We start from the raw sequence: 24,304 nt of genomic DNA, 5'->3' as shown, positions 1-24,304 counted from the left end.
CTTGCTTATCTCCCCTCATTAAAACGGTCAGTTGCGAAACGATCATTACTCGAATTAACCGTACTGTTACGCGACGTGTTTATTTTATTGCGAAGATCTTTGATATCACTTGAGCTTGGTAATGCAACACGTGTTGCCGTACCTTGCTTTTCCATGATTTTATCAAGTGGTAAATACAACATGTTATTACCGCCTTTCACATCAACTAACACTTTAGAGCTGTTACCAAGTACTTCTTCCATCGCATCGATGTATAAGCGCTGACGTGTTACTTCTTTTGCTGCTTGATATTCAGGTAGTAGCTTTTCAAATCGTGCCACTTCACCTTGTGCTTCAAGCGTAATACGTTCACGGTATGCTTCTGCTTCTTGCGTCATACGTGTAACCTGACCACGCGCTCGCGGTTCAATTTCACGGGCATAGGCTTCAGCTTCACGAATGAAACGTTCTTCATCTTCTTGCGCTGCAATTGCGTCATCAAAGGCGTCTTTTACTTCACCCGGCGGACGTGAATCTTTAAAGTTCACATCACTAACGATAATACCTAAATTATACGGCTCGATGATTTTGTTTAGCTCATCCCATGTTTGTTGACGAACAAGCTCACGGCCTGTTGTTAACACTTGGTCCATCTTCACATGACCAATTACATAACGCAGTGCGCTATCTAATGCTTGCTGTAAGCTATGATCAGCATCGGTGACGCTAAACTTGTATAAATGCGGGTCGATAACACGGTATTGTACTTCAAACTCAACATTAACCACGTTTTCGTCTTCGGTTAGCATGAAACCTTTTGCAGATAAAGAACGAACTGCTTCGATATCAACCGGGATCACGCGTTCAATGAAGGTCATTTTCCAACGTAAGCCTGGTTCTGCAATACGGTCATATTGACCAAACTGTAAAACAATACCACGTTCAGCTTCTTTTACTGTGTAAATACCACTTAATGCCCATACAATGACGGCAATAATCAGGATGAAAGAAATGCCTGCGCCACCAAGTCCGCCGTTATTTTTACCTGGCTTATTACCACCAAATAAACCGCCAAACTTGTTGCCGAACTTACGCAGTACCTCGTCTAAATCAGGTGGGCCTTGATCTTTTCCGCCTTTATTATTCCACGGATCTTTATCATTGCCATTGTTACCCGGTTCATTCCAGGCCATAGCTATACTCCATTGTTATCTAAATGAATTAGGTTAAATCTATCAAATCTACAGCATTTCTCATACTAAAAAAGACAAATGCTGGTAACTTTTAGTCAGCTGCAATAAAAGAATCGAGCTCTTGTCCCATTTCTTTTTTCAAGCGGTTCCACTCTGCCATAGGTAATCGTACTGACAACAGCCAGTTACCTTGTTCATCAAAACTCTCTTGATGAACCGCGTTTAAATTAAATAGTGCAGCTCGAATACGACCATGCTGAGGGGGTAATTTTAGCTCATCAGCAAACATCTTCTTGGCAAGTAACTCATTAATTGCCTCTGATAGTAGTTCGCAACCTACACCTGTACGCGCAGACAACCAAACTCGAATCGGCTGACCTTCGTCGTTTCTATCTATACGCGGCGCAACGTCATCTAGCGCATCTATTTTGTTATAAACTAGTAACTGCGGCACCTCATCTGCTTCAATCTCTTTTAAAACAGACTGTACTTGCTCAATATTTTCTTTACGTCGTGGGTCTGCGACGTCGATAACATGTAACTGTAAATCAGCTTCGCGGGTTTCAGTTAAGGTTGCTTTAAACGCCGCTACTAAATCATGAGGTAGATGACGAATAAAACCAACTGTATCGGCTAAAATTACGGGGCCGATATCGCCAATATCCAACTTACGTAGAGTTGGATCTAGCGTTGCAAATAACTGATCAGCTGCATACACATCAGAATCAGTAATACGGTTAAATAATGTTGATTTACCCGCATTGGTATAACCCACTAACGATACTGTAGGGATTTCGTTACGCGTTCGCGCACGACGCCCTTGCTCACGTTGAACAGCCACTTTATCTAAACGGGCACGAATATTTTTAATTCTTGCGCGCAGTAATCGTCTATCGGTTTCGAGCTGGGTTTCACCCGGACCACGTAAACCTATCCCGCCTTTTTGTCTTTCAAGGTGGGTCCAACCTCTGATCAAGCGGGTAGAAATATGCCTTAGCTGAGCTAACTCAACTTGAAGTTTACCTTCGTGAGTACGCGCTCGCTGTGCAAAAATATCAAGGATCAAACTCGTACGATCAAGTACACGGCACTGACAAACGCGCTCTAAATTGCGTTCCTGTGACGGGCTAAGTTGATGGTTGAAAATAATGACATCTGCATTGTGGATTTTGACAGTTTCAGCGATTTCTTCTGCTTTTCCGGTACCGACGAAAAGCTTCGGATGAGGTGCTTGACGACTGCCTTGCACAATCGCCAAACTACTAACACCAGCAGAAGATACCAACAACTCTAATTCGTGAAGATCTTCACGATCTCCCTCTTTAGGTAAGTCGATATGAACTAAAACTGCCTGTTCGCCGGCTTCATAACGGTCAAACAAGCATTACGCTCCTAAGTTTAAAAATTTCCAGGTTCTTGCTCTTCTGAATCATCACTTCCTTGAACACCTTGGAAGTTAACAGAACGCGCTGGAACAACAGTTGAAATAGCGTGTTTATACACCATTTGATTTACGGTGTTTTCAAGTAAAATAACAAATTGGTCAAATGACTGGATTTTACCCTGCAACTTAATGCCATTAACCAAAAAGATTGATACTGGAATGCGCTCACGACGTAACGCATTTAAAAATGGGTCTTGTAACGACTGGCCTTTTGCCATGTTATTTTCCTTCGTTCTAGGTGTTATTATAATTAAGTAGCTGAACTAATTTAACAAAGCTAAAAAAGTTCTAACTACTACTAGCTTAGCGAACTTACTACACGTTGCAAGTTTTCTTCATCACCCGTGGTTAACCAAGTTACTTCAGGCCAACCTCTTAACCAAGTTAACTGCCGCTTGGCTAACTGTCGTGTGGCTGCAATACCGCGAAAAACCATTTCATCATAGTCAATTTCGCCTGCAATGTAATCCCACATTTGTCTATAACCTACACAACGTATTGAAGGTAGATCTGGGTGTAAATCCTTACGTCTATATAGGGACGAAACTTCATTTTCAAACCCCTGTTCGAGCATTATTTTAAACCTTTTCTCAATCCGCTTATGTAATTCACTGCGATCATCAGGCGCAATGGCAAATTGATGAAAAGTATAAGGTAGCTCAGGCTGCTTTTGTTTTTGCAGCTCAGTCATTGTTTTACCTGTAATACGATACACTTCTAATGCGCGATTAATTCGTTGTGAATCATTTTCACTCATTTTATTCGCAGCATCTGGGTCGATATTCATCAGCTCTTTATGCAAATGAGGCCAACCAAATTGTTTTGCTTCTTTTTCCAGCTCACCGCGAACTTCCGGTGATGCTTCTGGTAGCGGCGATAGGCCATCAATAAGCGACTTAAAGTACATCATTGTACCGCCTACTAGGACAGGTACTTTACCTTGCTTATGAAATAGATCAATCTTTTCAATCGCATCACGGCGAAAATCCGCCACTGAATAACTTTCTGCAGGGTCAATAATATCAATCAAATGATGTGGCGCACGAGCAAGCTCTTCAGCGTTTGGTTTTGCTGTGCCTATATCCATATCTTTATAGACCAATGCTGAATCAACACTGATTATTTCAGTGTTTAAATGCTCACACAATGAAATTGCTAAATCGGTTTTCCCCGCAGCGGTTGGTCCCATTAAAAAAATGACCGGTAAGTTATTCAAGCCTAAATACCTTGCTTAATTTAAAAACTGAGATAGTTCTATTTTAACCGCTTTTTCGCGTAAACGTTGCATAGTTTGTGGATTATTTTCTAACCGAGCCACTTGCTCCATAAAGGCCTGACTTGCGTAATAACGTGTGGGTATTTGCTGAACCAGCCAATTTAGCCATTCATCAAGCGAATTAGCTGATGCTTTACAGCCGTTGATCAGCCGTTCAATAGCATTACTCACATCGAGTAAATAAAGACAGGGTGGTAATTTTTTTACCATCACAAACTGTTTTTCAAGAATTAAATCAAAGCCTAGTAAGGTAAACCACGACTGCTGAGCATTTAAAACGCTCATATCGTCAGCACTTGCATTGACTCTTACAGGTAATAATAAGGCTTTGCCGTCAAGACTACCCGCTTGCTCTACTTGGGCTTGCCAGTCGAGTGCTAAGGCATGTTTAAAGTGAGCAGCAAACAATTGATTATCTTCACTAAACACACACTCACCTTCACGTACGTGAATGAGTTTGGCAAGCTTTGTCTGCTCAGTAACGGGGGCAGCAATGCTTGGCTCTGGGCGTACTTGATCAAAATGCGCGGCATGTTGCTCACTGATCCCTTGATAAAAAGCATTCACATCTTGATGCGATGTTTTACTGCGTCCTTGGCTGTTGCTAAAACCTCCGCCTGAGCGCCCTGTGGCTCCTGAATAACTCGGTGAGCGTGTTGGCTGTAATTCAGATTTAGGGTAATCATATTGCTCAGTTGCCATAGCCTGATTAAAGTGTGGCTGCGAGCTTTGTGAATTAGCCTCGGCAAACGGAGTGCGGTCAAAGGTCGGCTCCTGAACAAAACCAGCCTCTTGCTGAAGCGGCACAACAACTTGTTTAATTGCCTGCAAAATAAAGTCATGCACTAAACGACCTTGATGAAAACGCACTTCATGCTTAGCCGGGTGCACGTTTACATCGACCTGACGAGGGTCAATATCAATATAAATTACAAAGCCTGGTAGCTCTTCTGAACCTGCGACTTCTTCAAACGCTTGGCGGATCGCATGCAAAATGAGTTTATCGCGCATCATGCGATTATTAACATAGGTATATTGCGTGCTATTCGCTGAGCCCACCGGTAATACCCAACCACGCAGCATCAAACCAGCTTCACCAGATTGAATATGCAGCCCTTGTTCACTAAAGGCTTTGCCAGCAACTTGAGCGACACGCGTTATTGCTTGCTCAGGGTTTGGTTTAGCACGGTATTGACGCACCACTTTACCGTTATGAGTAAGCGTAATAGACACATCAAAACGACTCAGCGCAATGCGCTTTATAAGTTCATCAATATGTGAAAACTCGGTTTTCTCGGTGCGAAGAAATTTACGGCGTGCTGGCGTGTTAAAGAACAAGTCTTTAACCTCGATAGTAGTACCATCAGGATGTGCGGTTGGTTTTACTTGCACAGCCATGTCACGACCTTCAGCAAAGGCTTGCCATGCGGCCTCTTGGTGTTTTGGCTTTGAACTTAATGTTAACCGTGATACAGAGCTAATAGACGCCAGTGCTTCACCACGAAAACCCAGCGAGCAAATGTTCTCAAGATCATCGAGTGATTTTAGTTTACTCGTGGCATGGCGTGAAAGCGCAAGGGTTAGCTCATCTTTATTAATACCAGAGCCATTATCGCGAATGCGAATGAGCTTATGACCACCCCGTTCAATATCTATTTGAATGCGCGTTGCGCCAGCATCTAAACTGTTTTCGACCAGCTCTTTTACAACCGATGCAGGGCGTTCAACCACTTCACCCGCAGCAATTTGGTTAGCCAATCGCGCGGGTAGTATTTCTATACTCATAGTGTTCCTAACACGAAAATTGACTAGCTTTGCGGAATATCAAGCTCTTGACCTATAAACAAGGTATTCGATTTTAAGTTATTGACCGTTTTTAGCTTACTAACAGAGGTGTTGTATCTGCTTGCCAAAATACTTAACGACTCACCCGGACGTACTCTGTGCTTTGTTGGAAATTGCGCTTTTAATTTCGCAAATAACGAGTCATCTGGGGGATTTTGCATGTAGTAATTTTTAATTGAGGTGAAAATTGCTTTCGCTAAGCGCTCCTGATGCTGCGCCGTTTTTAGCATTCGCTCTTCACGCGGATTCGAAATAAACCCTGTCTCGACCAAAATAGACGGAATATCCGGTGATTTTAATACCGCAAGGCTCGCCGCTTGTGGTTGCTTCTTATGCATTTTAGCTACTTTTCTTAATTCGCTAACTACTTCTTGTGCAACACTAAAGCCTGTTTTCATCGAATGATCCATCGACATATCAAGCAGTGCTTGTGCTAAATATTTTTCGCTCGCGGTATCTTTTAATACCCCAGCGGCACCACCCAAAAGCTCGGAGTGCTTTTCTTTATCTTCAATCCACTTACCTATTTCTGAGTTAGCTCGGCGCAGTGAGAGCACCCACACAGAAGCACCATTTGGCTGCGGGCTAGTAAACGCATCGGCATGAATCGAGACAAAGAAATCGGCTTTTTTCTCACGGGCAATGCTGGTTCGCGTGTTTAGATTTACAAAGTAGTCACTACGGCGCACCATGCGCGAAATCATGCCTTTTTCGGCATCGATCATTCGCTCTAAGCGCTTGGCTATTTGTAGCGTAATATCTTTTTCATAAGTACCCGATGGACCAATTGAGCCTGGGTCTTCACCACCGTGACCTGCATCAATGGCAATCACGATATCGCGCTCTTGCTGTAGCTCACGCTTTTTAACGCTGGTATTCGTTGCAGCAATAGGCTCAGCTTTCGGTGTTTTGTCGATGAGATCAACGACTAAACGGTGCTTGTATGGTTCGGTAGGTAATAAGGCAAACACCACAGGTTTACTGGCGCGTGCTAGTTCAAAAACAAAACGCACACTTTTGCTATCTTTAGGCTTTGAGTAACGAAGTTTTGAAACTATTTGATGCTTTTGCGGAATAGCAGGCAAGTTATCGAGCTTATCTGTATCTTTTAGATCAATGACTAAACGCGCTGGGTTTTTCAGCATGAAATAGCTGTAATCAGGCTTTTCATCTAGATCAAATACCACACGGGTGCTATCTGGTGAGGGCCAAACGCGTACGCTATTAATAGTATTTTGTGCAAGCGCAACCTGGCTCACAACCAAAAACATTAAAATAGTTAATAGTTTAAACGTACAACGACCCATTTTTACTAGTACACCTTTATTTTTATATGTTTATTCTTACACGCTCTTCAATTGTTCGACAATAGATTGACCGCGCTTAGTTAAGCTATTAATAACAATAGCACGTGCCTCACCGTCATAACGCAAAGTAATATCAAGGTCGGGAGTTGGGATAAATTCACCTCCCTTCTCAGGCCATTCAACAACACAAATAGCCTGTGGCGAAAAATAATCACGAATGCCCATATATTCAAGCTCTTCAGGATCACCTAAACGATATAAATCAAAGTGATAAACATCAGCTTTAGTTAGTTGATAAGGCTCAACCAGTGTATATGTCGGACTCTTAACCTTTCCTTGATGACCAAAACCCTGCACGATACCACGGGTTAATGTGGTTTTACCGGCACCTAAATCACCGTGCAAATAAATGACAGCCCCTTGTTCCATCAACGCTGCAAGTTGATTGCCCATATTTACCGTTGCAGCTTCATCAGCCAGTGGAAAACCAACACTGTCGGTCATTGTTACCTCATGAAAAACTAAAAACACATTACTTTGTTAATCATACCAGATAATTTTTATAAGGCGAGAGCCGCTCTTATGCCTAATTTGACATAAAAAAGCCGGCAAAGTTGCCGGCTTTTTAGCTTAAACAGAATTTTTTTACAGACCGAGTTTCTTCTCAAGGTAGTGGATGTTTGTACCACCGTTTTGGAAGTTCTCATCTGCCAAGATTTTCTTGTGCAGTGGCGTATTGGTCTTGATGCCATCAATCACTAATTCGTTTAACGCATTGCGTGAACGAGCAATTGCTACATCACGGTTTTCACCGTAACAGATCAGCTTACCAATCATTGAATCGTAATGAGGTGGTACTGTGTAATCTGCATAGATGTGGCTGTCCCAACGAATACCTAAACCGCCAGCAGGGTGGAATCGCGTGATTTTACCTGGTGATGGAATAAATGTTTCTGGGTCTTCCGCATTAATACGACACTCAATTGCGTGACCACGAATAACCACATCTTCTTGAGTGAATGATAATGGTTGGCCAGCTGCAATTTTTAACTGCTCTTTGATTAAGTCAACGCCAGTGACCATTTCTGTTACTGGGTGCTCAACCTGAATACGGGTATTCATTTCGATGAAATAGAACTCGCCGTTTTCATATAAGAATTCGAACGTACCTGCACCGCGATAACCAATTTCGATACATGCACGAGTACAACGGTCACCGATGAACTTACGCATCTCAGCTGTGATACCTGGCGCTGGAGCCTCTTCAACAACTTTTTGGTGACGACGTTGCATTGAACAATCACGCTCACCTAAGTGAACTGCATTGCCTTGACCATCAGCAAGTACTTGAACTTCGATGTGACGAGGGTTTTCAAGGAATTTTTCCATGTAAACCATGCCATTACCGAAGAATTGCTTTGCTTCTTGCTGAGTAAGAGCGATTGAATCGATTAGTTCTTTTTCGCTGCGAACAACACGCATACCACGACCACCGCCGCCGCCTGCTGCTTTAATGATTACAGGGTAACCAATACGCTTAGCGATTTGAATATTACGCTCGCTGTCTGCCGTTAATGGGCCATCAGAACCTGGTACACAAGGTACACCGGCTTTACGCATCGCTTCGATTGCAGAAACTTTATCACCCATTAAACGAATAGTGTCGCCTCTAGGGCCGATAAATACAAAGCCACTTTGCTCAACTTGATCAGCAAAGTCTGCATTTTCAGAAAGGAAACCATAACCTGGGTGAATAGCAACTGCGTCTGTTACTTCTGCCGCTGCAATAATGCGCGGAATATCTAGGTAACTTTCACTTGCTGCCGGTTTACCAATACAAATTGTTTCGTCTGCCAGTAACACGTGCTTAAGATCACGGTCTGCCGTTGAATGCACAGCAACAGTTTTGATCCCAAGCTCTTTGCAGGCGCGCAGTACGCGAAGTGCAATTTCACCTCGGTTTGCAATGACTACTTTATCTAACATAGAGTTGGCCTTTTGTTGCGCTGTTATTCAATGATGAATAAAGGTTGATCGAATTCTACTGGCTCGCCATTTTCAACTAAGATAGCTTTTACTGTGCCTGCTTTATCAGATTCGATTTGGTTCATCATCTTCATTGCTTCAACGATACATAACGTATCGCCAACATTTACTTTAGAACCTACTTCTACATAAGGTGCTGCTTCAGGAGAAGCTGCTGAGTAGAAAGAACCAACCATAGGCGATTTAACTTGATGACCTGTTGGTGCTGCTGGTGCTGCGTCTGCCGCTGGCGCTTCTGCTGCAGGAGCAGGAGCTGCTGGCGCTGGTGCAGGCGCTGCGTACTGTTGAGGAGCATACTGCATTGCAGGCGCTGCACTCATGTTGTTACGATTAATGCGTACTGATTCTTCACCTTCAGTGATTTCTAATTCAGCAATACCAGATTCTTCTACTAGTTCGATAAGTTTTTTGATCTTGCGAATATCCATGAACGACCCGCCTGTAAGTTTTATTTAAAATTAATGTGTGTTTTGCAACCGGCTAACCGCAGCTTCAAGTGCTACTTTATAACCCATTGCTCCTAATCCTACGATAATGCCTTGTGCCACATCCGAAAAATACGAATGATGACGAAATGCCTCCCGTGCGTGCACATTACTTAAATGCACCTCGTAAAAGGGAATGTTTACACTGAGTAATGCATCCCGTAAGGCAACGCTTGTATGCGTAAATGCGGCAGGGTTAATAATAATTGCATCAACCACTTGCCATGCATCGTGAATTCGCTCTATTAATGCAGCTTCACTGTTACTTTGAAAATGCGTTAAATCAACATTGTGACCCGCAGCAACCTGACTAAGTTCAGCGATAATCTCATCAAGAGATTGGGTGCCGTACTTTTCTGGTTCACGCTTGCCAAGCATGTTTAAATTTGGCCCATTAAGAACTAAAAGTTTGAATTTTGCAGCCATAATACGCGATATATCCTTTAAGTAAGCAGTTTAACCATATTCATCATAAACCCACGCTTAACCTAAGCGTATCGATGTAAAATAGCAACTATTTCTCACGTTAACCACCTATTATAGATATTTCGACGTAAATAGCAGCAAAATACTGGTCTAATCACTCATAGCACAAAGCAAATGTAGGCATAGCAAGGCACACAACAGGGTTAATCACTGTATTCTCTTGCTGTTTAATTGAACTTTTACAACAAAAATCACTCATTTACTTTTAGTTTGAGTACTTTTTCTTAGTGAGAAACAAAAACGCCACTCAGATGAGTGGCGTTTTGCTATTTTCTAGCACGTTTGCGTTTATTTAGCAGTATTTCGCACTTTTGACAGATGTTCTGCAAAGTCTTTGGCATTTAAAAAGCCTGTTACACGTTGCTCTAAAAGCTCATTACCTTGGCTGTCAAAGAACAAAATGCTGGGTAACCCGAATACTGTGTATTCTTCCATTAGCTCAATGGTTTTTGCATCACTTTCGGTTAAATCGATTTGGATTAACTCAAAGTGCGCAAATTGTTCTTGTACTTTAGCATCAGGAAACGTGTAGTGTTCAAACTCTTTACACGCGACGCACCAGTCAGCGTATAAGTCGACCATTACTAAGCGCCCTTCGCTACTTGCCTTTGCAATCTCTTCTTTCAATTCACTTAAATTAGCAACTTGTCTAAAACCATGTGTTTGCACTTCAGCTTGTGCAACCGCCGCTTTAGTAGGCCAAAAATAATTTTTCGTTAAACTCGCCCCAGTCACAACCAGTAAGGTTGCAGCAAACCATAATGCTGTTTTTAACTTACCTTGCGATTGACCACTTTGCCAATGATGTAAGTACAAGGCTGTAGCAAGTGCTAATAAACCAGCCATTAACCAAATGATCTCGATATCAACAATGCGCTCTAGCAGAATTAGCGGCACAACTAGCATGATGAAACCGAATAACGTTTTCACTTGTTCCATCCAACCACCGGCTTTAGGAAGCAGTTTACCACCTGATGTACCTAGCAATAATAAAGGCAGTCCCATGCCTAAGCTCAGTACATACAAAGTTAAACCTCCCACTAAATAATCACCACTTTGTGCAACATAAAGCAATGCAGCTGACAGTGGTGCAGTAGTACAAGGTGAAGCAATTAAGCCAGACAGTACACCCATCATAAATACGCCAACATAGTTGCCGCCTTTTTGCTGGTTGCTAACCTGAGTGAGTTTATTCATCATGCCGCTTGGCAGTTTAATTTCGTACCAGCCAAACATCGACATTGCTAGCAATACAAATAAGATACTAAAGCTGATTAGTACTGTAGGATGCTGCAAATACCCTTGTACTTGCCCACCTAAAGATGCAACCACTAAGCCCAGTGCTGCATAGGTAACTGCCATCCCTTGCACATAAACAAACGACAGCGAAAACGCTTTTTTAGTCGATAAATTCTGCTGACCTGCAATAAGGCTCGACAAAATCGGAAACATTGGGAATACGCATGGTGTAAAAGCCAGACCAACACCGACTAAAAAGAAGATAACTAGGTTCGTTAGTAAACCTTGTGACGCTAGTTTATCGGTATATGACTGCTCACCAACTGGTTTTGATACTTCTTGAGAAGGCGCTGATGATGCGTCATTTACCTCTGCGGCTTGTGTTAATGCAGCCAATGCATTGCCAGCATCTGCAGTTTGCGATACTTGCTCACCAGCAATCACAGATAAAGGAATGGTTCTCACTTCTGGCGGATAACATAACCCCGCTTCGGCACAGCCTTGAAAACGAACTTTAACAACTGCCCCATCTGTGATGTTGCTTACTTTTGTTATCACACTTAATGAATCAAAAAATACTTCGGTCTTACCAAAAAACTCATCTTCAATAATGACGCCTTTACCAAGCTCAGGCACCTCTATATCAGCTCCCTTGGCAATAATTTCGACTTTCTTTTTATAAAGATAATAATCGGGCGCTATATCCCAACCAATGAATAAGGTTTTACCTTGCTGATCAAAATCAAAAACAAAGGCTTTATCAACAGGGAGAAAGGTGTGTTCTGCCGGTTGCTGCAGTAAATTACCAAGTAAATTGCTATTACTTGCGCTTGCAGGCAATAACCACAGTGCGCAAAGTAATAAAAGGAACGATCGCATTAATTAAGTACCTCATCCATCCAATTAAAATAGGCTAAATTGCCTGTTGCTACATCAACGACCTGAATCTCAGGGACCTCATAACTATGCAATTTCTTGATAGTTTGGATCACCTCATTCATTTTTTCTGATTTAGTTTTGATCAGTAATTTACTCTCTGTCGCTTGCGTTAACTCGCCTTCCCACATATAGATAGATTCGATAGTAGGCAGAATATTAACACAGGCAGCTAGCTTTTCTTTCACTAGGTGTTGAGCCAGCTGACGAGCCTCAGCTTCATTCGCACAAGTAGTAAAAATCAGTCGATAATGCGTATTCATAAGGAACCTTTTTTTGATCACGTGAGTCGCACCATAGTAGCTGATAGCAGCAATAATGTGTAGCGAGCTAGGTGATCCATGGCTCCAGCTTGAAAAAAGACCCGATCACCCCAACTTATATTTCATTGACTCCAAAGAGAGTGACATTTTTAGAGAGCGTTATGTTTAGATTTTTGTTTTTGTTATTTATTTTAGTGCCGATTGTGGAGATTGCCTTACTTATTCAAGTGAGTGAAGTCATTGGCGGGTTTGCCACCATAGCGCTAGTTATCGTCACGGCCATTGTTGGTGCCAAATTAGTGAAGCAGCAAGGCATGGGAGCAATCCAAAATGTGCAACTACAAATGGCGCAAGGGCAAATGCCTGCGAAAGAATTATTTACTGGCTTGTGTGTGATTATTGCCGGAGTGTTATTAATGACTCCTGGCATAATGACAGACTTTTTTGGCTTTTTATTACTTACCCCAGCAATACGTAATAAATTAGCTGCAAGCCTTGCCAGCCATGCAACTGTGCGCATGAGTTCGCAAGCGAATCAAGGCTCTGCACACTTTCAATACCACAGTAAAGCACCCCAACACGAAGAGCCAACTCATCAACCGACAACTATTGATGGTGAATTTGAGCGAAAAGATTAAAATTTTTTAATTTTTGTACTTGGATTTTTTTAAGCCACCCCCATTAATGAAGGCAATGAAACGCAACGGGTGGCTTAGCACTCCCCTGCAATAACACAAGATTTTTTCTGTACTGTTCAGAAACTGTTAGGAGAACTAAATAAATGAACATTCGTCCTTTACATGATCGCGTCATCGTTAAGCGTCTAGAAGAAGAAACTAAGTCTGCTGGCGGTATTGTATTAACTGGCTCTGCAGCTGAAAAATCAACTCGCGGAGAAGTTATCGCTGTTGGTAATGGCCGTGTTTTAGACAACGGTGAAGTAAGAGCATTAGAAGTTAAAGCCGGTGACACTGTGCTGTTCGGCTCTTATGTTGAAAAAGCTGAAAAGATCGAAGGTCAAGAGTACCTGATCATGCGTGAAGATAACATTCTAGGCATTGTAGGCTAATCCTACTTTTCGTTTAGCAACCCGTTTACAGAATTTAAGAGGAATTAAATCATGGCAGCAAAAGAAGTACTTTTTGCAGGTGACGCACGTAGCAAAATGCTAACTGGCGTAAATATTTTAGCAAACGCAGTAAGAGTAACTTTAGGTCCTAAAGGCCGTAACGTTGTATTAGACAAATCTTTCGGTGCTCCTGTAATCACTAAAGATGGTGTGTCTGTAGCTAAAGAAATCGAGCTTGAAGACAAGTTCGAAAACATGGGCGCACAAATGGTTAAAGAAGTAGCGTCTAAAGCGAATGACGCTGCAGGTGACGGTACAACAACAGCAACTGTATTAGCGCAAGCTATCGTAAACGAAGGCTTAAAAGCAGTTGCTGCGGGTATGAACCCAATGGACCTTAAACGTGGTATCGATAAAGCAGTTACTGCTGCGGTTGAAGAGCTTAAAGCGCTTTCTGTACCATGTGCAGACACTAAAGCGATTGCTCAAGTAGGTACTATTTCTGCTAACTCTGATAAAGAAATCGGTGACATCATTGCAGAAGCAATGGAAAAAGTTGGCCGTGATTCAGGCGTTATCACTGTTGAAGAAGGTCAGTCGTTAGAAAACGAACTAGACGTAGTTGAAGGTATGCAGTTTGACCGCGGTTACCTGTCTCCTTACTTCATCAACAACGCTGAAAAAGGCGCTGTAGAGCTAGACAACCCTTACATTCTACTTGTAGACAAAAAAGTATCTAACATTCGTGAGCTACTACCTACATTAGAAGCAGTTGCTAAAGCTAGCAAGCCACTACTAATTATTGCTGAAGATCTTGAAGGTGAAGCACTTGCAACACTTGTTGTAAATAACATGCGCGGCATCGTAAAAGTTTCTGCAGTTAAAGCGCCAGGTTTTGGCGACCGTCGTAAAGCAATGCTACAAGACATCGCAGTATTAACTGGTGGTACAGTAATTTCTGAAGAAATCGGTTTAGAGCTAGAAAAAGCAACAATCGAAGACCTAGGTACAGCGAAACGCGTTGTGATCACTAAAGATGATACAACAATCATCGATGGTGCAGGTGAAGAAGACGGTATCAACGGCCGTGTTGCACAAATCAAAGCACAAATTGAAGAAGCAACGTCTGACTACGATAAAGAGAAACTACAAGAGCGCATGGCTAAACTAGCTGGCGGTGTTGCAGTAATCAAAGTTGGCGCAGCAACTGAAATCGAAATGAAAGAGAAGAAAGACCGCGTAGAAGATGCTCTACACGCAACTCGCGCAGCGGTTGAAGAAGGTGTTGTACCGGGTGGTGGTGTTGCACTAGTTCGCGTAGCAAGCAAACTTGCTGAGCTAGTTGGCGACAACGAAGACCAAAGCCACGGTATTAAAGTTGCACTACGCGCGATGGAAGCACCACTTCGTCAAATCGTAACGAACGCAGGTGACGAAGCATCAGTTGTTGTTAACTCTGTAAAAGGTGGTGAAGGTAACTACGGTTACAACGCAGCATCTGGCGAGTACAACGACATGATCGAAATGGGTATCTTAGACCCAACTAAAGTAACGCGTTCTGCACTACAGTACGCAGCTTCAATCGCGGGTCTTATGATCACAACTGAAGCAATGGTTGCTGAAATCCCTAAAGATGACGCTGGTGCTCCTGATATGGGCGGCATGGGCGGCATGGGTGGTATGGGCGGCATGATGTAATCATCCCCCCAAAAATCTTGCTTAAAAAACCCAGCTTCGGCTGGGTTTTCTTTTAGCTATTAGAAACTGACCACTCAGTTAACCAACTCCCTCACTATCGCGAACAAGTCACTTGGCAACATACCACGCTCACCATCGCGCTCAGCGGCGATATCACCCGCTTTCGCATGTAAGCAGACCCCTAGGCAGGCTGCTTGCTGGGTAGTTAGCCCCTGTGCGATAAGTGCCGCGATGATACCTGTTAAAACATCACCACTGCCGCCAACGGCAAGTGCAGGATTTCCATCTGTACACACCCATGTTTGATTCTTGTCTGCAATTAAACTGCCAGCACCTTTGAGTACACAAGTAGTGGTATAGCTGCGTGCAAGCTGCTTTACCGCATGAAAGCGATTTTCTTCAATATCGTTGGCGTGACAATTAAGCAGTCTTGCAGCCTCACCGGGATGCGGTGTTATAACCGTATTGGCTAATGGAAATGAAGAAGCATGCTGAGCTATTAAATTAAGTGCATCAGCATCAATAACCAATGGCTTATTATTAGTAAAGCAATACTGCATGACCGTTTCAAAGGTTGTTTCGGACCACGCGTCCTGTCCAAGCCCAGGACCAATAGCAATGCAACTCGCCCATTCAAGCGCACTAATTAAATGTGTATCGGTAACCATAATCTCAGGCCGCCCAATGCTCACTGGCAGAATAGAACTGCTATGGGTATACACTTTAACCATGCCCGCACCTGTGCGAAGAGCGGCTTCAGCAGTTAAACGAATTGCGCCTGCGGTGCCAGCATTACCACCAATGCACAGCAATTTACCATGACTGGTTTTATGGCTGTTGTTATCGCGCTTGGGAAGCCTTGACAGGGCCTTATAATTGATTAGCTCTGCAGTAGGTGTCGTCAATTGTAAAAAGGCATCTTGAATAGCTAAGTCTGCAAACTCAAGCTCTCCTGTATGTGCTCGTCCTTGCCCAGTTACTAAACCTTGTTTAATTCCCACAAAGGTGACGGTGAGCGCTGCTTTTATTGCAACTCCCTGTACTACACCTGTGTCTGCATTAATGCCTGAGGGGAGGTCAATAGCAACAACTGGCACTTGGCTTTCGTTGGCTGCTTTAATTAATTGTGCGAATGGCTCTCGCACCTCGCTTTGAATACCCGTGCCGAGCAAGCCATCAATGATGATGTCAGCTGTTTTAATGGGGCTTAGATCTGCAGTAATTGTCCCACCTAATTCTAACCAAGCTTGCTGAGCGGTGAGCGCATCCCCTTTAAGGGGTTGCTCAGGTTTTGCTGCTATAACCGTCACCTGCATCCCAGCATGTTTAGCTAAGCGTGCCACAACATAGCCATCACCAGCGTTATTACCAACGCCAGTTAATACAACAAACTTTTTAGCATCAGGAAAGTAGTTAAGTAGATGCTGATAAGTCGCTTGTCCGGCCCGTTCCATTAGCTCATAAAGTGTTACACCACACCGTTTAGCTGCTGGGCCTTCATTTTCACGAACCTGTTTTGCTAAAAATACCTGCTGATTCATTATTATCCTTAACTTTATTCCCAATCTACACCTTTACTTTAGCAAGCGAGTTTACGCATAGAAACCTGTAATTCACCTTAAATTACTCGTTTATTGTATAGAGTGTTGCTATGTTTTTAAGCAGTTTATAAAAATAATAAAGGAAACAACAACGTGCTAAATAAAACAAACATTATGCTAGCGCTAATACTATGTAGCTTGTGGGCATTGCCCATTAAGGCGAATGAATTATCGGTTCTACCAATGAAGGAGCGCGCTGCTTTTATAGATAAAGTCACAGAGCTTAGGGTTAAAACGCTTTTACCCACGCTTATGAAGCAACATAATATTGATATGTGGCTTATGATTAGCCGCGAATACAATGAAGATCCTATTTTAAAAACCTTTCTACCGGCAACTTGGCTTTCTGCAAGGCGAACAACCATACTTGTTTTTGCACTCAATAAACAAGGCGAAGTTGACGCACTCGCAATTGCGCCCTACAGCATAGGCACTGTATTTAAAAAAGCATGGGACAAACAACAGCAGCCGGATCAATGGTTAGCCTTAGTTGAACTGATTGAGCAATATCAACCCAAAAATATCGCACTTAACACATCAAAAATCTGGGCTCACGCAGATGGACTCGTTGTTAGCGATTTTAATGCACTTAAAAGTGCTCTCCCAAATAAATACCTTAATAAACTGATTTCTGCAGAGCCCCTCGCGGTAGCTTGGCTCGAACAACGCATACCTGAAGAAATAGCAATGTATAAAAAAGCGGTCGCCATTGCGCATCAAATTATTGCTGAGGGTTTTTCAAGTAAAGTCATCACTGTCGGTAAAACTACAACCACAGATTTAACTTGGTGGTTTAGAGAGCGGGTAAGGGAATTAAAACTGCAAACATGGTTTCACCCAAGCGTCAGTATACAACGTGCCGATAAAACAACTTTTGACCATGAGACCAGTTTTAGTGAAGGTGATGAGCAAATTATTCAAGCAGGCGATCTGCTGCATGTTGATTTTGGTATTACCTATTTGCGTTTAAATACTGACACTCAACAACATGCTTATGTGTTAAAAGAAAATGAAACACAAGCACCCGAGTATTTAATAAACGCATTAAAACGCGGTAATCAATTGCAAGATATTTTTACTTCACATTTTGCAATCGGTAAAACCGGTAACGAAGTACTGAAAGAATCACGCGCCGAGGCAATTGCTAAAGGATTAAAGCCAACAATCTACACGCACCCAATTGGTTATCATGGCCACGCAGCAGGTACAACATTGGGCATGTGGGATTCACAACAAGGTGTTGCTGGCGATGGTGACTACCCGCTTCACTTAAATACGGCGTATTCGATTGAGTTAAATAATGCTGTATTTATAGAGCCTTGGAACAAAGAGATCCGTATTATGCTCGAAGAAGATGCTTTTTTTGATAGCTCTGGAGTTTGGTATCTTGATGGCAGACAAACAGAGTTGCTACTTATTAAGTAACTGAGGGTTCGCAGTTACGACTGCCACAACACTAAGCCTGAAATAAAAAACGGCGTGTAACATACATTACACGCCGTTTTTTTTAAGCTTGTGGCTACTTACTCTGTGTCTGGTAAGTTACGACCGTAGAAGATTTCTTGCATCTCACGAGTTAACTTAGAACGAATTTCTTCTTCTTCGTCTTCTGAAAGATCTGCTGTAGAAACACCGAATAAATAAGTATTCAAGTCAGTTTCTTTTAGCATCATCTTGGTGTGGAACAAGTTCTCTTGATACACGTTCACGTCCATCATTTGGTACGCTTCTTTTGTATCTTCAGTCATGTAGTTCTGAATTGAGTTAATTGCGTGGTCGATATAGTGCTTAACACCATCCACATCACGCGTAAAACCACGTACGCGGTAGTCAATTGTTACAACATCAGACTCAAGGCTGTGAATTAAGAAGTTTAACGCTTTTAATGGCGAGATGATGCCACACGTTGATACTTCAATATCAGCACGGAACGTACAAATACCATCATCAGGATGTGCTTCTGGGTATGTGTGAACACAGATGTGGCTCTTGTCTAAGTGCGCAACAACAGTTTCAGGCAAAGGACCCGGCGCTTCATCAACGTCATAGGTAGTTTGCTGCTCAATTGGCTCTTCTGAGATCAGAATTGTCACACTGGCACCTTGCGGATCGTAATCTTGGCGAGAAACATTCAAGATGTTTGCACCAATAATATCCACAACTTCACCTAAAATATCGGTAAGGCGATCAGCACTATACTGTTCGTCGATATATTCAATATATTCTTTACGCTGTTGTTCAGTCTTTGCGTAACAAATATCGTAAATACTAAAGCTTAAGCTCTTAGTTAAGTTATTAAAGCCATGAAGCTTAATTTTATCGAAGGGTTTATTCATGCTAAACCAACCTTTAAACGAGTGAAACCTGCACCAGCAGAAATAAAAGTTCGCGGATTTTATACGAATTTCCCGCTCGGAAAAAGCGTTATTTTACCTGTTCTTGCACAACTTCATGGCTATGCGTGATTTCTACTGATTTATCAAGCATTAAGGCTACAGAGCAATACTTTTCTGCAGACAATTGCACAGCTCTCGCAAGGTGTTTTTCAGAGACATTATCACCGGTAACCACAAAGTGTAGGTTAATCTTGGTAAACACGCGAGGTGCAGACTCAGCACGTTCAGCTGTTAGCTTCACTTGCACATCTGAGAATGATTGCTTTGCTTTTTTTAGAATGCTTACTACATCAACCGATGAGCAGCAACCTGCCGACATTAATACCATTTCCATTGGGCTTGGTGCTGCGCTATCGCTTCCAGCATCAAAAACGACATTGTGGCCTGAGTTTGAAAGGCCAATGAAGGTATCACCCTCTACCCATTTTACATTCGCTTGCATTTATTTTGTCTCTTCAAGTTGTTTTGCTTGATTGTAAGCAAGTCACACTCAGATGCAAGAGATAAGCGGTAGACCAAGGAGTAAAGCAGTTAATTGAGGATTTGCAGCTGCAAGCGCAAGCACGCTGATTGCGAACTTAAAAAGAGCGCTAACACTGGCCGTTAAGCACTTTCAGCCACGGCGTTATCAAATAAGTTTTTTACCAGTCCAGCAAACTCATCAATAAAAGCATGCTGCTCAACGGTTACAGTGTGATTTGTAACGCTACTTAACACTTCTTGTAAGTCATACACAATGCCATCTACTTCGCGGACAATTTGGCTGCGTTGCTCAGTATTAAGCTCAGTGTGTTGTTCGCAAAGTAACATGACGTTTTCTGCTATCACGTCTTCAATCAGCTCTAACACAGTTGGAGCTCCTGGTTTAATTTGACCTGGCTTCTCAAAAAGCGCTAAATTTTGAGTGAGATACATGACAAGATCATCGTACCCTTGCCTATCTAAAACCATACGACTGCACACCTAATAAAAAACTATCTCTTTAGATTTAAGCAGAAAGCGCTTTTAATTGCTACCTTTGCTAGACATCTCATACAAAAAAAGCAGCCTAAGCTGCTTTTTATAATAATTTACGGTTATTAATCGATTTTTAAGCCTGGGCTCAATGTCGCTGGCATCGCTACTTTTTCAAGCTCTACCGAAGCAACAGGGTATGCACAATAATCAGCTGCATAGTAAGCACTTGCTCTGTGGTTACCCGATGCACCAATACCACCAAATGGTGCTGCACTTGATGCACCTGTGATTGGACGGTTCCAGTTTACGATACCTGCACGAATACGACGTAAGAAGTGATCGTAATCTGCTGCGCTGTCACTTAATAAACCGGCTGATAAGCCAAAGCTTGTGTCATTCGCTTTATCAATAGCGGCATCAAAGTCAGTAAAGCGGAACACTTTAAGCAGTGGTCCAAAGTGCTCTTCATCTGGGAAGTTAGCCACATCGGTACACTCTAAAATACCCGGTGTTACAAAGCCGGTATTTTCTTTGTGAGTAAGTTCAACTAACACTTCAGCACCAAGCTCAACAAGTTGCTTTTGCGCTGCAACCATTCCAGCTGCTGCTGCCGCAGAAATCATTGAACCCATGAAAGGCTGATCTTCTGCGTCGTAGTCACCTACTTTAATCGCTTTAGTCGCTTTAATAAGACCGGCTAAGATAGCATCACCCTGCTCGCCTTTTGGTAAAAACAGTTTACGCGCACAGGTACAGCGTTGACCGGTTGAGATAAACGCTGATTGGATAATATCGTGGATAGCCGCTTTAGTATCAGCAACATCAGTGACGATAAGCGGGTTATTCCCCCCCATCTCTAACGCTAGGATTTTACCCGGCTGACCGGCAAACTGCTCATGTAAAATATGACCAGTACGAGAAGAGCCCGTAAAGAATAAGCCATCAATACCTTTATGAGACGCAAGCGCTTTACCCGTTTCTACTTCACCTTGCACAAGGTTGATTACACCTGCAGGGAGACCCGCTTTTTGCCATAACTTTAACGTTAACTCAGCAACTGCTGGCGTTAGCTCAGACGGTTTAAATACCACGGTATTACCTGCTAATAATGCAGGCACAATATGACCATTTGGTAAGTGGCCAGGGAAGTTGTATGGCCCAAATACTGCGACAACACCATGAGGTTTGTGACGGATCATCGCACGGCCTTGCGGCATTGGGTTTTCAACATCACCAGTACGCTCTAAAAATGCTTTTTCAGAGATAGCAATTTTACCCACCATAGCACCTGCTTCAGTGCGCGTTTCCCAAAGTGGTTTACCGGTTTCTTGTGCAATCGCAACAGCGAGTTCTTCACTGTGCTCTTTTAGCGTTTCAGCAAATGTTTTTACAATCGCTAAACGCTCAGCAAATGATTTGTCAGCCCAGCTGTAAAATGCTTCACGTGCAGCAGACACGGCACTGTCTACTTGCTCAGCTGTTGCACTGTTTGCTTGCCAAATTACGTCGTTGTTTGCAGGGTTAACAGACTGAAAAGTATGACCAAGGCCTGCTTGCCATTGACCATTAATAAATTGCGCTGCATGAGTCATTAATATGTCTCCTGAATTCTATAGTTCTGCTAGTGATACTGAATCACCCGCTTCTAGGTGAAGTGCTTTTGCTAATTCACTTGAGATTGTGATGCTATCGGCATCGCATGATAGGCTAACTTGAGTCACGGTTGCTCTAAAATCAGCAATTTTATCGTTTGCTAACAATACCGTGGTGTCGCCTTGGCTTTCACCAATTTCAACTTTGAATGTTTTGGCATTACGAATTGTAGCTATATTTTCGATCTTTGCTTCAACCGTTGGGCCTGCGTCAAAGATATCTACGTAACCGTTAAAGGTGAAACCTTCGCTCTTTAAAAGTTCAATAGCAGGACGCGTGTTAGCGTGCACTTGACCGATTACAGCTTGCGCATCTTTGCTCAATAAGTTGACGTAAATTGGGTACTTAGGCATTAACTCAGCAATGAACACCTTTTGACCAATTCCGGTGAGGTAGTCGGCAGTAGGAAAGTCCATTGAAAAAAAGTGCTCTTCTAACCATTGCCAGAATGGGCTTTCACCGTTTTCGTCTGATACACCACGCATCTCAGCAATCACAGTTTCTGCAAAGCGTTCTCTATGCTGGTTTATAAACATAAAACGCGCTTTTGAGAGTAATTTACCATTATTATTTTTACGGTAGCCATCTTTTAGGAATAACGTGCATAGCTCTGTTGCCCCTGTGTAATCATTACACAAGGTAAGAATATCAACAGCTTTGTATACATCAAGGGTCCGTGAAGAGTGAATCACTTTACTTAAGTGGTAGTGATAAAAAGCATCATCTAAACCAACAGCTGCTTCGATACCAGAAGTACCAACAACTTCACCAGTCTCGCTATCCTCAAGAACAAACAAGTAACCTTCATCACCTGGTTGTTGGGCAGCTTTTGCAAATGAGCTGACAGAATGATCTATTTTCTTTTGTAGCAATTGTTCATTATTAGGCAAAGATGTGAAGCCATGTCCTGACTCTACGGCAATCTTTACTAATGAAGCGTAATCACTTTGCTGAATTGGGCGAAGGATCATCATAAGTCCGCTTGCTCCCTTATAAATAACGGTAAATTAAGAAATGTGGGCAAGCTATGCTTGCCCTGAGTTGGCAGTTAAGAAATTAACTATTAGCGACTTTAGCAACCGCTTTTTCAAAACGAGCCATACCTTCGCGGATATCAGCTTCTGGAATTACAAGTGACGGAGTGAAACGAACAACATCAACACCTGCAACTAAAGACATCACGCCTTCTTCTGTTGCTGCAACTAAGAACTCTTTTGCACGACCTTTAAATTGCTCTGTTACTACAGCACCAATTAATAGGCCTTCACCACGGATTTCAGTGAATACATTGTGCTTTTCGTTAATCGCCGTTAGTAACTCACGGAATAATGCCGACTTTTCTTTAACACCATTTAATACTTCTGGTGTATTTACTGTATCGAATGCCGCTTCTGCTACTGCACATGCAAGTGGGTTACCACCGTAAGTAGAACCATGAGTACCTACTTTTAAGTGCTTAGCAATATCAGTTGTGGTGATCATCGCACCGATTGGGAAACCACCACCTAACGCTTTGGCTGTAGTTAAGATATCTGGAGTTACGTTTAGACCTTGATAAGCATATAACTCACCAGTACGACCAACACCTGTTTGTACTTCATCAAAAATTAAAAGTGCATTGTGTTTAGTACACAGCTCACGTACACCTTCTACAAATTCTTTGGTTGGTGAAATGATGCCGCCTTCACCTTGCAGAGGCTCCATCATTACCGCACACGTATTATCAGAGATAAGCGCTTCGAATGCTGCTAAGTCGTTATAGTCACAGTGCACGATATCGCCAGGTTTAGGACCAAAACCATCAGAGTATGCAGCTTGGCCACCTACCGTTACAGTGAAGAATGTACGACCGTGGAAACCTTTATTGAATGAGATAATTTGCGACTTTTGCTCGCCATAGTTATCTAGAGCAAAACGACGCGCTAATTTTAGTGCCGCTTCATTTGCTTCTGCGCCTGAGTTAGCAAAATATACTTTCTCTGCAAATGTTGCATCAGTTAGCTTTTTAGCTAGACGAAGTGCAGGCTCATTAGTCATTACATTTGATAAGTGCCAAATTTTCTCGCCTTGCTCTTTTAATGCACTTACAAGAGCTGGATGGCAGTGACCTAGACAGTTAACTGCGATACCACCAGCAAAATCGATAAATTCGCGACCTTCTTGGTCCCATACACGAGAGCCTTCGCCTCGAACAGGAATAACACTTGATGGTGCATAGTTAGGAACCATTACTTGATCAAATAATTCACGATTGACTGTCATTTTATATCCTCTTAATTGTAAGCACACGAAGAGTAAGGTGGCATCTTAAAGCTAAACTAAGCCATTTTAATTAGCCGATTGAGCTTAGCGTAAATTCACCAAAATTACTCTTTGGTTCAATTTTCATTCGTTCATTATTTCAGAAAATTTTCGTTCTGTCTCTTAGAAA

At 42.5% G+C, this 24,304-nt stretch carries 23 protein-coding genes; 4 read left to right on the top strand and 19 right to left on the bottom strand.

Features of this window, described 5'->3' with window-relative positions:
* Positions 1-5: 5 nt before the first annotated feature.
* From hflK to cutA, 12 genes are all read right to left on the bottom strand, one after another.
* Positions 6-1,172, bottom strand: a complete 1,167-nt coding sequence (gene hflK, locus E5N72_RS03655) for an FtsH protease activity modulator HflK (RefSeq protein WP_135923270.1) — start codon at positions 1,170-1,172, stop codon at positions 6-8.
* Between the two features lie 91 nt (positions 1,173-1,263).
* Entirely contained in the window at positions 1,264-2,553 is a 1,290-nt protein-coding gene (hflX, locus tag E5N72_RS03650) for a ribosome rescue GTPase HflX (protein WP_135923269.1), read from the bottom strand.
* Between the two features lie 17 nt (positions 2,554-2,570).
* The gene (hfq, locus tag E5N72_RS03645) at positions 2,571-2,834 is read right to left on the bottom strand and encodes an RNA chaperone Hfq (protein WP_130050381.1); all 264 of its coding nucleotides are present in this window, start codon (positions 2,832-2,834) and stop codon (positions 2,571-2,573) included.
* Positions 2,835-2,914: 80 nt separating this feature from the next.
* The gene (gene miaA, locus E5N72_RS03640; RefSeq protein WP_135923268.1) at positions 2,915-3,832 is read right to left on the bottom strand and encodes a tRNA (adenosine(37)-N6)-dimethylallyltransferase MiaA; all 918 of its coding nucleotides are present in this window, start codon (positions 3,830-3,832) and stop codon (positions 2,915-2,917) included.
* 15 nt (positions 3,833-3,847) lie between these two features.
* The gene (mutL, locus tag E5N72_RS03635) at positions 3,848-5,677 is read right to left on the bottom strand and encodes a DNA mismatch repair endonuclease MutL (protein WP_135923267.1); all 1,830 of its coding nucleotides are present in this window, start codon (positions 5,675-5,677) and stop codon (positions 3,848-3,850) included.
* Positions 5,678-5,700: 23 nt separating this feature from the next.
* Entirely contained in the window at positions 5,701-7,008 is a 1,308-nt protein-coding gene (locus E5N72_RS03630) for an N-acetylmuramoyl-L-alanine amidase (RefSeq protein ID WP_240704537.1), read from the bottom strand.
* Positions 7,009-7,080: 72 nt separating this feature from the next.
* Entirely contained in the window at positions 7,081-7,548 is a 468-nt protein-coding gene (gene tsaE, locus E5N72_RS03625) for a tRNA (adenosine(37)-N6)-threonylcarbamoyltransferase complex ATPase subunit type 1 TsaE (RefSeq protein ID WP_135923265.1), read from the bottom strand.
* Between the two features lie 141 nt (positions 7,549-7,689).
* Positions 7,690-9,030, bottom strand: a complete 1,341-nt coding sequence (gene accC, locus E5N72_RS03620; protein WP_135923264.1) for an acetyl-CoA carboxylase biotin carboxylase subunit — start codon at positions 9,028-9,030, stop codon at positions 7,690-7,692.
* A 23-nt stretch (positions 9,031-9,053) separates the two neighbouring features.
* A complete protein-coding gene (accB, locus tag E5N72_RS03615) occupies positions 9,054-9,518 on the bottom strand; it encodes an acetyl-CoA carboxylase biotin carboxyl carrier protein (RefSeq protein ID WP_135923263.1) in 465 nt (154 codons plus the stop codon).
* 30 nt (positions 9,519-9,548) lie between these two features.
* Entirely contained in the window at positions 9,549-10,001 is a 453-nt protein-coding gene (gene aroQ / locus E5N72_RS03610; RefSeq protein WP_135923262.1) for a type II 3-dehydroquinate dehydratase, read from the bottom strand.
* Between the two features lie 348 nt (positions 10,002-10,349).
* On the bottom strand, positions 10,350-12,179 hold the full coding sequence (locus E5N72_RS03605) for a protein-disulfide reductase DsbD (RefSeq protein WP_135923261.1): 1,830 nt from the start codon (positions 12,177-12,179) through the stop codon (positions 10,350-10,352).
* Positions 12,179-12,499: a divalent-cation tolerance protein CutA gene (gene cutA, locus E5N72_RS03600; protein WP_135923260.1), complete on the bottom strand. Its 321-nt coding sequence runs from the start codon at positions 12,497-12,499 to the stop codon at positions 12,179-12,181. Before cutA ends, E5N72_RS03605 begins: the two co-directional genes overlap by 1 nt.
* 161 nt (positions 12,500-12,660) lie before the next feature.
* On the opposite strand from cutA, the gene E5N72_RS03595 reads away from it, so the two are divergent.
* The 3 genes from E5N72_RS03595 to groL all read left to right on the top strand — a co-directional run bounded on the left by E5N72_RS03595 (position 12,661) and on the right by groL (position 15,266).
* Positions 12,661-13,137 (top strand): FxsA family protein, encoded by a 477-nt coding sequence (locus tag E5N72_RS03595; protein ID WP_135923259.1) that lies wholly within the window; start codon positions 12,661-12,663, stop codon positions 13,135-13,137.
* A gap of 143 nt (positions 13,138-13,280) precedes the next feature.
* Positions 13,281-13,568, top strand: coding sequence for a co-chaperone GroES (locus E5N72_RS03590; RefSeq protein WP_036973362.1), 288 nt, complete (start codon positions 13,281-13,283; stop codon positions 13,566-13,568).
* Positions 13,569-13,619: 51 nt separating this feature from the next.
* Positions 13,620-15,266, top strand: coding sequence for a chaperonin GroEL (gene groL / locus E5N72_RS03585; RefSeq protein ID WP_135923258.1), 1,647 nt, complete (start codon positions 13,620-13,622; stop codon positions 15,264-15,266).
* A 74-nt stretch (positions 15,267-15,340) separates the two neighbouring features.
* On the opposite strand, the gene E5N72_RS03580 is transcribed toward groL, so the two are convergent.
* Positions 15,341-16,810, bottom strand: coding sequence for an NAD(P)H-hydrate dehydratase (locus E5N72_RS03580; RefSeq protein WP_135926218.1), 1,470 nt, complete (start codon positions 16,808-16,810; stop codon positions 15,341-15,343).
* A 171-nt stretch (positions 16,811-16,981) separates the two neighbouring features.
* Here E5N72_RS03580 and E5N72_RS03575 point away from each other — a divergent pair, with 171 nt between their 5' ends.
* Positions 16,982-18,292, top strand: a complete 1,311-nt coding sequence (locus tag E5N72_RS03575) for a M24 family metallopeptidase (protein WP_135926217.1) — start codon at positions 16,982-16,984, stop codon at positions 18,290-18,292.
* 98 nt (positions 18,293-18,390) lie between these two features.
* Here the strand turns inward: E5N72_RS03575 and speD are convergent, their stop codons facing one another.
* The 6 genes from speD to E5N72_RS03545 form a co-directional block, all read right to left on the bottom strand.
* Positions 18,391-19,203, bottom strand: a complete 813-nt coding sequence (gene speD, locus E5N72_RS03570) for an adenosylmethionine decarboxylase (RefSeq protein WP_063701590.1) — start codon at positions 19,201-19,203, stop codon at positions 18,391-18,393.
* Positions 19,204-19,291: 88 nt separating this feature from the next.
* Positions 19,292-19,705 (bottom strand): OsmC family protein, encoded by a 414-nt coding sequence (locus E5N72_RS03565; RefSeq protein ID WP_135923257.1) that lies wholly within the window; start codon positions 19,703-19,705, stop codon positions 19,292-19,294.
* Between the two features lie 161 nt (positions 19,706-19,866).
* Positions 19,867-20,214 carry a DUF3802 family protein gene (locus E5N72_RS03560; RefSeq protein WP_135923256.1) on the bottom strand — a complete coding sequence of 116 codons (348 nt, stop codon included), beginning with the start codon at positions 20,212-20,214 and terminating at the stop codon, positions 19,867-19,869.
* Between the two features lie 128 nt (positions 20,215-20,342).
* Positions 20,343-21,812, bottom strand: a complete 1,470-nt coding sequence (gene astD, locus E5N72_RS03555; RefSeq protein WP_135923255.1) for a succinylglutamate-semialdehyde dehydrogenase — start codon at positions 21,810-21,812, stop codon at positions 20,343-20,345.
* An 18-nt stretch (positions 21,813-21,830) separates the two neighbouring features.
* Positions 21,831-22,847, bottom strand: coding sequence for an arginine N-succinyltransferase (gene astA, locus E5N72_RS03550; protein ID WP_135923254.1), 1,017 nt, complete (start codon positions 22,845-22,847; stop codon positions 21,831-21,833).
* An 82-nt stretch (positions 22,848-22,929) separates the two neighbouring features.
* Positions 22,930-24,135, bottom strand: coding sequence for an aspartate aminotransferase family protein (locus tag E5N72_RS03545; RefSeq protein ID WP_135923253.1), 1,206 nt, complete (start codon positions 24,133-24,135; stop codon positions 22,930-22,932).
* Positions 24,136-24,304 lie beyond the last annotated feature (169 nt).

Source organism: Pseudoalteromonas sp. MEBiC 03607 (assembly GCF_004792295.1).
GTDB lineage: Bacteria > Pseudomonadota > Gammaproteobacteria > Enterobacterales > Alteromonadaceae > Pseudoalteromonas > Pseudoalteromonas lipolytica_C.
The sequence above is the reverse complement of the archived record's forward strand: the minus strand, read 5'-3'. Positions and strand labels throughout refer to the sequence as shown.

What these genes read in the sequence shown, in the direction of transcription:
- E5N72_RS03605 (WP_135923261.1), bottom strand. Translation starts at nt 12,179, where the DNA reads ATGCGATCGTTCCTTTTATTACTTTGCGCACTGTGGTTATTGCCTGCA.
- aroQ (WP_135923262.1), bottom strand. Translation starts at nt 10,001, where the DNA reads ATGGCTGCAAAATTCAAACTTTTAGTTCTTAATGGGCCAAATTTAAAC.
- E5N72_RS03595 (WP_135923259.1), top strand. Translation starts at nt 12,661, where the DNA reads ATGTTTAGATTTTTGTTTTTGTTATTTATTTTAGTGCCGATTGTGGAG.
- E5N72_RS03630 (WP_240704537.1), bottom strand. Translation starts at nt 7,008, where the DNA reads ATGTTTTTGGTTGTGAGCCAGGTTGCGCTTGCACAAAATACTATTAAT.
- accB (WP_135923263.1), bottom strand. Translation starts at nt 9,518, where the DNA reads ATGGATATTCGCAAGATCAAAAAACTTATCGAACTAGTAGAAGAATCT.
- E5N72_RS03560 (WP_135923256.1), bottom strand. Translation starts at nt 20,214, where the DNA reads ATGGTTTTAGATAGGCAAGGGTACGATGATCTTGTCATGTATCTCACT.
- E5N72_RS03565 (WP_135923257.1), bottom strand. Translation starts at nt 19,705, where the DNA reads ATGCAAGCGAATGTAAAATGGGTAGAGGGTGATACCTTCATTGGCCTT.
- cutA (WP_135923260.1), bottom strand. Translation starts at nt 12,499, where the DNA reads ATGAATACGCATTATCGACTGATTTTTACTACTTGTGCGAATGAAGCT.
- astA (WP_135923254.1), bottom strand. Translation starts at nt 22,847, where the DNA reads ATGATGATCCTTCGCCCAATTCAGCAAAGTGATTACGCTTCATTAGTA.
- speD (WP_063701590.1), bottom strand. Translation starts at nt 19,203, where the DNA reads ATGAATAAACCCTTCGATAAAATTAAGCTTCATGGCTTTAATAACTTA.
- tsaE (WP_135923265.1), bottom strand. Translation starts at nt 7,548, where the DNA reads ATGACCGACAGTGTTGGTTTTCCACTGGCTGATGAAGCTGCAACGGTA.
- mutL (WP_135923267.1), bottom strand. Translation starts at nt 5,677, where the DNA reads ATGAGTATAGAAATACTACCCGCGCGATTGGCTAACCAAATTGCTGCG.
- hfq (WP_130050381.1), bottom strand. Translation starts at nt 2,834, where the DNA reads ATGGCAAAAGGCCAGTCGTTACAAGACCCATTTTTAAATGCGTTACGT.
- accC (WP_135923264.1), bottom strand. Translation starts at nt 9,030, where the DNA reads ATGTTAGATAAAGTAGTCATTGCAAACCGAGGTGAAATTGCACTTCGC.
- E5N72_RS03590 (WP_036973362.1), top strand. Translation starts at nt 13,281, where the DNA reads ATGAACATTCGTCCTTTACATGATCGCGTCATCGTTAAGCGTCTAGAA.
- groL (WP_135923258.1), top strand. Translation starts at nt 13,620, where the DNA reads ATGGCAGCAAAAGAAGTACTTTTTGCAGGTGACGCACGTAGCAAAATG.
- E5N72_RS03545 (WP_135923253.1), bottom strand. Translation starts at nt 24,135, where the DNA reads ATGACAGTCAATCGTGAATTATTTGATCAAGTAATGGTTCCTAACTAT.
- E5N72_RS03575 (WP_135926217.1), top strand. Translation starts at nt 16,982, where the DNA reads ATGCTAGCGCTAATACTATGTAGCTTGTGGGCATTGCCCATTAAGGCG.
- astD (WP_135923255.1), bottom strand. Translation starts at nt 21,812, where the DNA reads ATGACTCATGCAGCGCAATTTATTAATGGTCAATGGCAAGCAGGCCTT.
- hflK (WP_135923270.1), bottom strand. Translation starts at nt 1,172, where the DNA reads ATGGCCTGGAATGAACCGGGTAACAATGGCAATGATAAAGATCCGTGG.